We start from the raw sequence: 9,098 nt of genomic DNA on the forward strand, positions 1-9,098 counted from the left end.
CGGAGTAGATGCGGCCGGTGGTGAAGTTGTTGCGACGCGACATTTTGGTGCGGATGAAGCGCTCGTAGTGACCCAAATCCAGATCGGTTTCTGCGCCGTCTTCGGTGACGAAAACTTCCCCATGCTGAATCGGGCTCATGGTGCCCGGATCCACGTTGATGTACGGGTCCAGTTTCATGATGGTAACGTTGAGGCCACGGGCTTCAAGAATAGCCGCCAGAGAGGCTGCGGCAATGCCTTTACCCAGAGAGGATACGACCCCGCCGGTCACAAAAATATAATTAGTTGTCATGCTGAACCTGAGAGTTTAGGTTTAAAGACGATGGAAGAACCAGGACGGGAAAGTAGTATACCCGAACCTCTCCTGACCTACAAACGATCGTTTTGCTGTCCATCATCTCGGCCGCCCTCCCGTGTTCATCAGGGTTTACTCCGCCGGCGCCGCCTAAACCCTCCAGGAAATACAAAGAGTTAGCGGAGAAAATTTCTTTTTACCGCCCCTCTCGAGCGATAAAACGCCTTAGATTTCAGTTTGTTGGCCTTTTGCTGCCGACGGCAGCCCTGCGCCTGTGACCTGACCGTAAGCTTAACCGTTTCAGCCTGAGTGAACCTTGTTTGCGATCAACATTGTCGTCGCAGCGATTCAACTTTCCTGGCGCTTCACCTGCTGCCAGGCGTCTTCCATCTGCTCCAGCGTGGCGTCTTCAAGCCGCAGCCCGCGTTGCTGGACGATCGCTTCCACCTGGCGGAAGCGACGTTCGAACTTGCGGTTCGCCGCCTGCAGCGCATTCTCCGCCTTATGCCCCAAATGGCGCGACAGGTTCACCGTGGCGAACAGCAGATCGCCGATCTCCTCTTCCAGCTTGCTCTCATCGACCACCGCCTGGCGGGCTTCGTGCATCACTTCGTCGATCTCTTCATACACTTTGTCCAGCACCGGCCCCAGAGTGTTCCAGTCGAAGCCGACCGAGGCGCAGCGTTTTTGGATCTTGTGCGCCTTCATCAACGCCGGCAGCGCCTGCGGAATGTCGTCCAGCACCGAGTGCAGCGCTTTTTCTGCGCGCTCGCCGGCCTTCAACTGCTCCCAGCGCGCCGCCACAGCTTCGCTGTCTCCCGCCTCGGCGTCGCCGAAGATATGCGGGTGACGGCGCTCCAGCTTGTCGCTGATGGCGGTGCACACCTCATCGAAATCGAACAGCCCCTGCTCCTGCCCCATCTGGGCATAGAACACCACCTGGAACAGCAAATCACCCAGTTCGTCGCGCAGATCGGCGTAGTCCTGCCGCTCGATGGCGTCCAGCACTTCGTAAGTCTCTTCCAGCGTGTAGGGCGCGATGGTGGCGAAAGTTTGCTTGCGGTCCCATGAGCAACCGACCTGCGGATCGCGCAGCGTTTTCATGATGTTCAGCAGGCGCTGCAGCGGAGTGGATTGGGTCATAAAAAATCTCTGAGAAAGAATGAGGGCGCATGGGAGCGCCCACCGAATTCATGGATCTCGGGCCGTATCGATGGCGCATACGGCCCGAAAGGCGATGTGGGCTTAGTTGCCGTGCAGACGCTTGGCGTCTATCACGTCCGGCAGCTGGTTCAGCTTCGCCAGCACCCGGCTCAGCACCTGCTGGTTGTAGATTTCGATATCCATGTCGATGGTGGCCAACTGTTTCTTGGTGTCGCTGCGGCTGGCGACGCCCAGCACGTTGACCTTTTCGTTGGCCAAAATGGTGGTAATGTCGCGCAGCAGCCCGCTGCGATCGTTGGCCATCACGCGCACCACCAGCGAATAACCGCTGGAGTAGCTTTCGCCCCATACCGCATCGACGATGCGCTCCGGCGCGTGCGATTGCAAATCGACCAGCTGATCGCAGTCCGCACGGTGGATCGAAATACCGCGCCCCTGGGTGATAAAGCCGACGATATCGTCGCCCGGGATCGGCTGGCAGCAGCGGGCGATGTGGTGCATCAGGTTGCCCACGCCCTCCACCACCACGCGGCCGTTGTCCTTGTTGCGGGCCGGCGGCGGCGCTTTCTGCTGCACCAGCTGGCGCAATGCCTCGCGATCCTGCTCTTCGGCGCTCGGTTTGTTGAACTTGCCCTGCAGGTAATTCACCATCTGGTTCAGGCGAATGTCCCCGCCGCCGATCGCCGCCAACACCTCGTCCAGCGAGTTCATGTTGTAGCGCGGGATCAGCAGCTTTTCGGCCTCTTTCAGGCTGATGCCGAGGTGTTCCAGTTCGTTGTCCAGCATCTGGCGGCCGGCGAGAATGTTCTTGTCGCGATCCTGCTTGCGGAACCAGTTGTGGATCTTCGAGCGCCCGCGGCTGGTGGTGACATATCCCAGGTTCGGGTTCAGCCAGTCACGGCTCGGGTTCGGCTGTTTCTGGGTGATGATCTCAATCTGATCGCCCATCTTCAGCTGATAGGTAAACGGCACGATGCGGCCGCCGATCTTGGCGCCGATACAGCGGTGACCGACGTCGCTGTGAATGTGGTAGGCGAAATCGAGCGGCGTGGAGCCGGCCGGCAGATCCACCACGTCGCCTTTCGGGGTAAATACATAGACCCGATCGTCGAACACTTGGCTACGCACCTCGTCGAGCATCTCGCCGGAGTCCGCCATTTCTTCCTGCCAGGCGATGAGCTTGCGCAGCCAGGCGATGCGTTCTTCGTAGCCGGAGCGCACGGTCACGCCCGCGCCCTCTTTGTACTTCCAGTGCGCGGCCACGCCCAGCTCGGCGTCTTCGTGCATTTGCCGGGTGCGGATCTGAATCTCGACGGTCTTGCCGCGCGGCCCCAGCACCACGGTGTGGATCGACTGGTAGCCGTTGGGTTTCGGGTTGGCGACGTAGTCGTCGAACTCATCCGGCAAATGGCGGAAGTGGGTATGCACGATGCCCAACGCCGCGTAGCAATCCTGCAGGCGCTCCGCCACGATGCGCACCGCGCGCACGTCGAACAGTTCGTCGAACGCCAGGTGTTTTTTCTGCATCTTGCGCCAGATGCTGTAGATGTGTTTCGGCCGGCCGTAGATCTCCACCCGAATGCCTTCGTTGGCCATTTCTGCGCGCAGCCCGGCGACGAAATCGTCAATGAACTGTTCGCGATCGATGCGGCGCTCATGCAACAGCTTGGCGATGCGCTTGTATTCTTCCGGATGCAGGTAGCGGAAGCAGAAATCCTCCAGCTCCCACTTCAGCTGGCCGATGCCGAGCCGGTTGGCCAGCGGGGCGTAGATGTTGGAACACTCTTTCGCCGCCAGCACACGTTCGTCTTCCGGCGCGTCTTTCACCTCACGCAGGTGGGCGATGCGCTCCGCCAGCTTGATGACCACGCAGCGGAAATCCTCCACCATCGCCAACAGCATGCGGCGCACGTTGTCGACCTGTTCGGAGGCCATCGAGTCGTTTTGGGTGGCTTTCAGTTGGCGAATGGCGTCCATATCGCGCACGCCGTGCACCAGCGCGACGATCCCCTTGCCGAACGCTTCGGTCAGGGTCTCTTCCTGCACGATGCCGGCGTCCACCAGCGGGAACAGCAGCGCGGCGCGCATGCTGTCATTGTCCATGCTCAGCGTCGAGAGAATTTCCACCATCTCCAGGCCGCGCCACAGCAGCAGCGAGGCGTCGGGATGGTTTTGGGTCTGCTGCTCACAATAACGCCAGGTTGCGGCCAATCGCTCACATGACTGCGGGTTAGGTAGCCCCAAGCCGGCGATCCACTCATCGAGAGCGAACTCACCCGCCGTATTCAGATGTGCACTTCTTACCGCAACCATAACTTCTCCCTACTTTGCAGCGACCTCTGGCGCACGCTCGTTGATAAACAGCGCCATTGATTCAAGATGCCCCGTGTGCGGAAACATATCCAACATCCGCACGCGCGCAAGACGATAACCGGCGTTCAACAGCACGTTGCTGTCGCGAGCCAGCGTGGTGGGGTTACAGGAAACATACACCACCCGCGCCGGCGCCAGTTTTACAATGTGTGACATCACCCCGGCCGCACCGGCGCGGGCGGGATCCAGCATCACCTTATCAAACCCTTGTGCTGCCCAAGGTTGCCGCGCAACGTTGTCCTCCAGATTCTCATGGAAGAACGACGCATTATTCAGCTTATTCTTATGTGCATTATATTGCCCATTCGCTACCAGCGTGGCAACACCTTCGATGCCCACCACCGCGGCGGCGCGGCGCGCCAGCGGCAGGGTGAAGTTGCCCATGCCGCAGAACAGGTCCAGCACCCGATCATTGGGTTGAATATCGAGCCATTCAAGGGCCTGCGCCACCATTTGTTGGTTTACGGCGTCATTGACCTGAATAAAGTCGCGCGGACTGAAGTCTAAGCGTAGCCCGTCAACCTGATAATACGGCGTTTCACCGCACAGTTTTTCCACCCGATCGCTGTCCGGCGCCAGATAAACGGCGACCTTTTCCCGCTCGCCAAACGCCAACAGCGCCTGCCGATCCGCCTCTTTCAGCGCGTCGAGATGGCGCAGCACCAGCAGCGGGCCGTTATCCGCCAGCACCAGCTCCACATGCCCCAGCCGCCGCACCGCCTGCAGCCCGCTCAGGCAGGCGCGCACCGGCGCCAGCAGCTGTTCCAGCTCCGGCCGCAGCACCGGGCAGTGCTCCACCGCCACCAGCTCGCTGGAGGCCGCCTGGCGAAAGCCCATCATCAGGCGCTGCAGCTTCGGCTGCCATGCCAGGCTCAGGCGGGCGCGGCGGCGATAGCCGTATTCCGGGCCGGCGATCACCGGTTCCTGTTGCGGGGTTACGCCGGTTTCGCGGGCGATCATGCGCACCAGCGCCGCCGCCTTGCTCTGCTGTTGCAGCGCCTCATCCGCATGTTGCTGCTGGCAGCCGCCGCACACGCCAAAATGCGGGCAGCGCGGTTCTACCCGCTGCGGGCTGCGGCTCAGCAGGCGTTTGAGCTTGCCTTTGGCGAACTGGCGCTTGTCTTCGGTCAACTGGATTTCCGCCTGCTCGCCCGGCAATACGCCCGGCACGAACACCGCTTTGCCGTCGTGGCGCGCCACGCCCTGGCCAAAAGGATCGAGATCGCTCACCGTCACGGTGAAGATTTGTGAGCTCTGCCGGGTCGTCACGCGGCGTTTGGGAGAGTAGAATTGCGCCATATTTGTCGATTGTGTGCTGGTTCATTAAGCTAGTGTCAGCTGTCAATTCTCCCACATTGGAATCCCATGACCAAATACAGCCTGCGTGCGCGCATGATGATCCTGATTCTGGCCCCGACCTTGCTGATTGGTTTGCTGCTCAGCACCTTCTTCGTGGTGCACCGCTATAACGAGCTGCAGGAGCAACTGGTCGACGCCGGCGCCAGCATTATCGAGCCGCTGGCGGTGGCCAGCGAGTACGGCATGACGTTCCGCAGCCGCGAATCGGTCAGGCAGTTGGTCAGCCTTTTGCACCGCCGCCATTCGGACATCGTGCGTTCGATCACCGTGTTTGATGCGCAGAACAACCTGTTCGTCACCTCAAATTATCACCACAACTTCGCTCAGTTGCAGTTGCCGAAAGGCGTGCCGTTGCCCACCGAGCTGATGCTCACCCGACGCGGCGATTCGCTGATCCTGCGCACGCCGATCCTGTCGGAAAGCCAGTATCCGGATGAAACCGCCGACGGCGGCAGCCATCCCGACAACAACCTGGGCTATGTGGCGATCGAGCTGGATCTGCAGTCGGTGCGGCTGCAGCAGTATAAAGAGGTCTTCGTCTCCACCTTGCTGCTGCTGCTGTGCATGTGCATCGCCATCCTGTTCGCTTACCGGCTGATGCGCGACGTGACCGGCCCGATCCGCAATATGGTGAACACCGTCGACCGCATCCGCCGCGGCCAGCTCGACAGCCGCGTGGAAGGCTACATGCTCGGCGAGCTGCACATGCTGAAAAACGGCATCAACTCGATGGCGATGTCGCTTACCGCCTATCACGAAGAGATGCAGCAGAACATCGATCAGGCCACGTCAGACCTGCGCGAAACGCTGGAGCAGATGGAGATCCAGAACGTCGAGCTGGATCTGGCGAAAAAACGCGCGCAGGAGGCGGCGCGCATCAAGTCCGAATTCCTGGCCAACATGTCGCATGAGCTGCGTACTCCGCTCAACGGCGTGATCGGCTTCACCCGCCAGATGCTGAAAACCGATCTGAGCGCAACCCAGACCGACTATTTGCAGACCATCGAGCGCTCGGCCAACAACCTGCTGACCATCATCAACGACGTGCTGGATTTCTCCAAGCTGGAGGCCGGCAAGCTGGTGCTGGAGCATATTCCGTTCGCCCTGCGTGAAACGCTGGACGAAGTGGTGGTGCTGCTGGCGCCCAGCGCCCACGACAAGGGCCTGGAGCTGACGCTGGATGTGCACAACGACGTGCCGGAGCAGGTGATCGGCGACTCGCTTCGCCTGCAGCAAATCATCACCAACCTGCTGGGCAACGCCATCAAGTTCACCGAAACCGGCAATATCGACATTCGCGTCGAGCTGCGCAAACAGCTGGATCGCCGGGTGGAAGTGGAAGTGCAGATCCACGATACCGGCATCGGCATCTCCGAACGCCAGCAGTCGCAGCTGTTCCAGGCATTCCGCCAGGCGGACGCCAGCATCTCCCGCCGCCACGGCGGCACCGGGCTGGGGCTGGTGATCACGCAAAAACTGGTGAAAGAGATGGGGGGCGATATCTGCTTCCACAGCCAGTTGAACCGCGGCTCGACCTTCTGGTTCCACATCACGCTGGATCTGAACGAGGGCATGCTGTCGCTGGCGCCGAGCCTGCCGGATCTGAACGGCAAAACGCTGGCCTATATCGAGTCCAACCCGACGGCGGCGCAGGCGACGCTCAACATGCTCAGCGTCACGCAACTGGTGATCACCCACTCGCCGACGCTGGGCCAGTTGCCGCCAAGCCACTATGATTTCCTGCTGGCCGGCGTGCCGATCCCGTTCCGCGACAACATGGCGCAGCACGAGGACAAATTGCTGGCCTCGCTGAAGCTGGCCGATCGGGTCATTCTGGCGCTGCCGTGCCAGGCGCAGATCGATGCCGAGCTGCTTAAACAACAAGGCGCGCTCGGCTGCCTGATCAAGCCGATCACCAGCACCCGACTGTTCCCGATGCTCCGGATGGAGGCGCCGGCACGCCTCACCGCGCAGCCTGAGCGTAAACGCCTGCCGCTGACGGTGATGGCGGTTGACGACAACCCGGCTAACCTGAAGCTGATCGGCACGTTGTTGGGGGAACAGGTAGAAAAAACCCTGTTGTGCGAGAGCGGCGAGGAAGCGCTGGCGCTGGCGCGCGACAACGTGCTGGATCTGATCCTGATGGACATTCAAATGCCGAAGATGGACGGCATTCACGCCAGCGAGTTGATCCGCCAACTGCCGCATCACAACTCCACGCCGATCGTCGCCGTCACCGCCCATGCAGCCAGCGGCGAGCGCGAGCACCTGTTGCAGGCCGGGATGGACGACTACCTGGCCAAGCCGATCGACGAGAAAATGCTGACCCGCGTGCTGTCGCGCTATCACAGTGGCGAAATGGAAAACGCCGTCGCCGACGACGCGCCGCTGTCGCTCGACTGGCCGCTGGCGTTGCGTCAGGCGGCCAATAAACCGGATCTGGCGCGCGATCTGCTGCAAATGCTGCTCGATTTCTTGCCGCAGGTGCGCGAACGGGTGCAGGCGCTGCTCGACGGCCAGCATGACGACGAAATCCTCGATCTGGTCCATAAGCTGCACGGCAGTTGCAGCTACAGCGGCGTGCCACGCCTCAAGCAGCTGTGTTTCTACCTCGAGCGGCAACTGCGCCAGGGCGTCACCAACGACGAACTGGAGCCGGAATGGCTGGAGCTGCTGGATGAGATTGAACTGGTGATCCACGCGGCGCACGCACATCTGACGCAGCCTGCCTGAATTCGCAGGCCGTTACGCAAAAAGGCACGCCGCAGCGTGCCTTTTTCTTTTAGCGCCTGACGTTTATCACTGCGCCAGCAGGTACAATTGGCTCTCGCCGCGCTGAATATTCAACGCCAGCACCGACGGCTTGCTGTCGAGAATCTTACGCAGCTCGCCCAGGTTCTGGATCGGCTGTTGGTTCACGCCCAGGATCACATCGCCTTTTTTCAAGCCGATGCGCGCCGCGGCGCTGCCGGCTTTCACGCTGTCGACCTTGACGCCTTTCTGGTTGCCGACCTGGGTGTTGCTCAGCTCGGCGCCCTCGATGCCGGTGTAAATATTGCCCGAGGCCACCTGGGTCTGCGCGCTTTGCTCCAGCGTGACATCAATGGTCACCGGTTTGCCGTCGCGGATAATGCCCAGCGACATTTTGCTGCCGACGGGCAGCGTGCCGATCTCCGCCCGGAATGAGGCGAAGCTGGAGATGGCCTTGCCGTTCATAGTGACGATCACGTCACCGGCTTTAATGCCCGCCTTCGCGGCGGAAGACTTCGGCATCACCTGGCTGACAAAGGCCCCGCGCTGCGCATCAACCTTCATCGCCTTGGCCAGCTCAGAGTTCAGCTCGGTGCCCATGATGCCGAGCTCGCCGCGTTTCACCTGGCCATACTCGACCATTTGCGCCGTCAGGTTTTTCACCATGTTGCTCGGAATGGCGAAGCCGATACCGATGTTGCCGCCGTCCGGCGCCAGGATCGCGGTGTTGATGCCGATCAGCTCGCCGTTCAGGTTAACCAGCGCGCCGCCGGAATTGCCGCGGTTGATCGCCGCATCGGTCTGGATAAAGTTTTCGTAGTTTTCGATGTTCAGGCCGCTGCGCCCCAGAGCGGAAACGATGCCCGAAGTGGCGGTTTCGCCCAGCCCGTACGGGTTGCCGATCGCCACGGTGTAATCGCCGACGCGCAGCTGATCGGAATCCGCCATCTTGATCGCCGTCAGATTCTTGAAGTCTTTCAGCTGGATCAGGGCGATGTCCGAGCGCGGATCCTTGCCGATCACCTTAGCGTCGAAGCGGCGGCCGTCACTCAGCTGCACCTGGATCTTGTTGGCGTTATCCACCACGTGGTTATTGGTCACCACATAGCCCTTGGCGGCATCGATGACCACCCCGGCGCCCAGCGCCTGGAATTTC

At 60.9% G+C, this 9,098-nt stretch carries 5 protein-coding genes and 1 pseudogene; 1 reads left to right on the forward strand and 5 read right to left on the reverse strand.

The window, feature by feature from the left end; genetic code table 11:
- From pyrG to rlmD, 4 genes and pseudogenes are all read right to left on the reverse strand, one after another.
- A pseudogene (gene pyrG, locus ADK28_RS29730) lies at positions 1 to 292 on the reverse strand (CTP synthetase); the annotation flags it as partial.
- A 351-nt stretch (positions 293 to 643) separates the two neighbouring features.
- A complete protein-coding gene (mazG, locus tag ADK28_RS04200) occupies positions 644 to 1,438 on the reverse strand; it encodes a nucleoside triphosphate pyrophosphohydrolase (protein ID WP_033641273.1) in 795 nt (264 codons plus the stop codon).
- Between the two features lie 102 nt (positions 1,439 to 1,540).
- On the reverse strand, positions 1,541 to 3,772 hold the full coding sequence (relA, locus tag ADK28_RS04205) for a GTP diphosphokinase (protein WP_004932686.1): 2,232 nt from the start codon (positions 3,770 to 3,772) through the stop codon (positions 1,541 to 1,543).
- 9 nt (positions 3,773 to 3,781) lie between these two features.
- Positions 3,782 to 5,131 (reverse strand): 23S rRNA (uracil(1939)-C(5))-methyltransferase RlmD, encoded by a 1,350-nt coding sequence (gene rlmD / locus ADK28_RS04210; protein ID WP_016929065.1) that lies wholly within the window; start codon positions 5,129 to 5,131, stop codon positions 3,782 to 3,784.
- A 66-nt stretch (positions 5,132 to 5,197) separates the two neighbouring features.
- Between rlmD and barA the strand changes: the two genes are divergently transcribed.
- Positions 5,198 to 7,924, forward strand: a complete 2,727-nt coding sequence (gene barA / locus ADK28_RS04215) for a two-component sensor histidine kinase BarA (RefSeq protein ID WP_033641271.1) — start codon at positions 5,198 to 5,200, stop codon at positions 7,922 to 7,924.
- Between the two features lie 66 nt (positions 7,925 to 7,990).
- On the opposite strand, the gene degP is transcribed toward barA, so the two are convergent.
- On the reverse strand, positions 7,991 to 9,098 hold a 1,108-nt coding region (gene degP / locus ADK28_RS04220; protein ID WP_048794974.1), incomplete at its 5' end, for a serine endoprotease DegP.

The sequence above is a fragment of the Serratia sp. 506_PEND genome, from assembly GCF_001076875.1.
GTDB lineage: Bacteria > Pseudomonadota > Gammaproteobacteria > Enterobacterales > Enterobacteriaceae > Serratia > Serratia marcescens.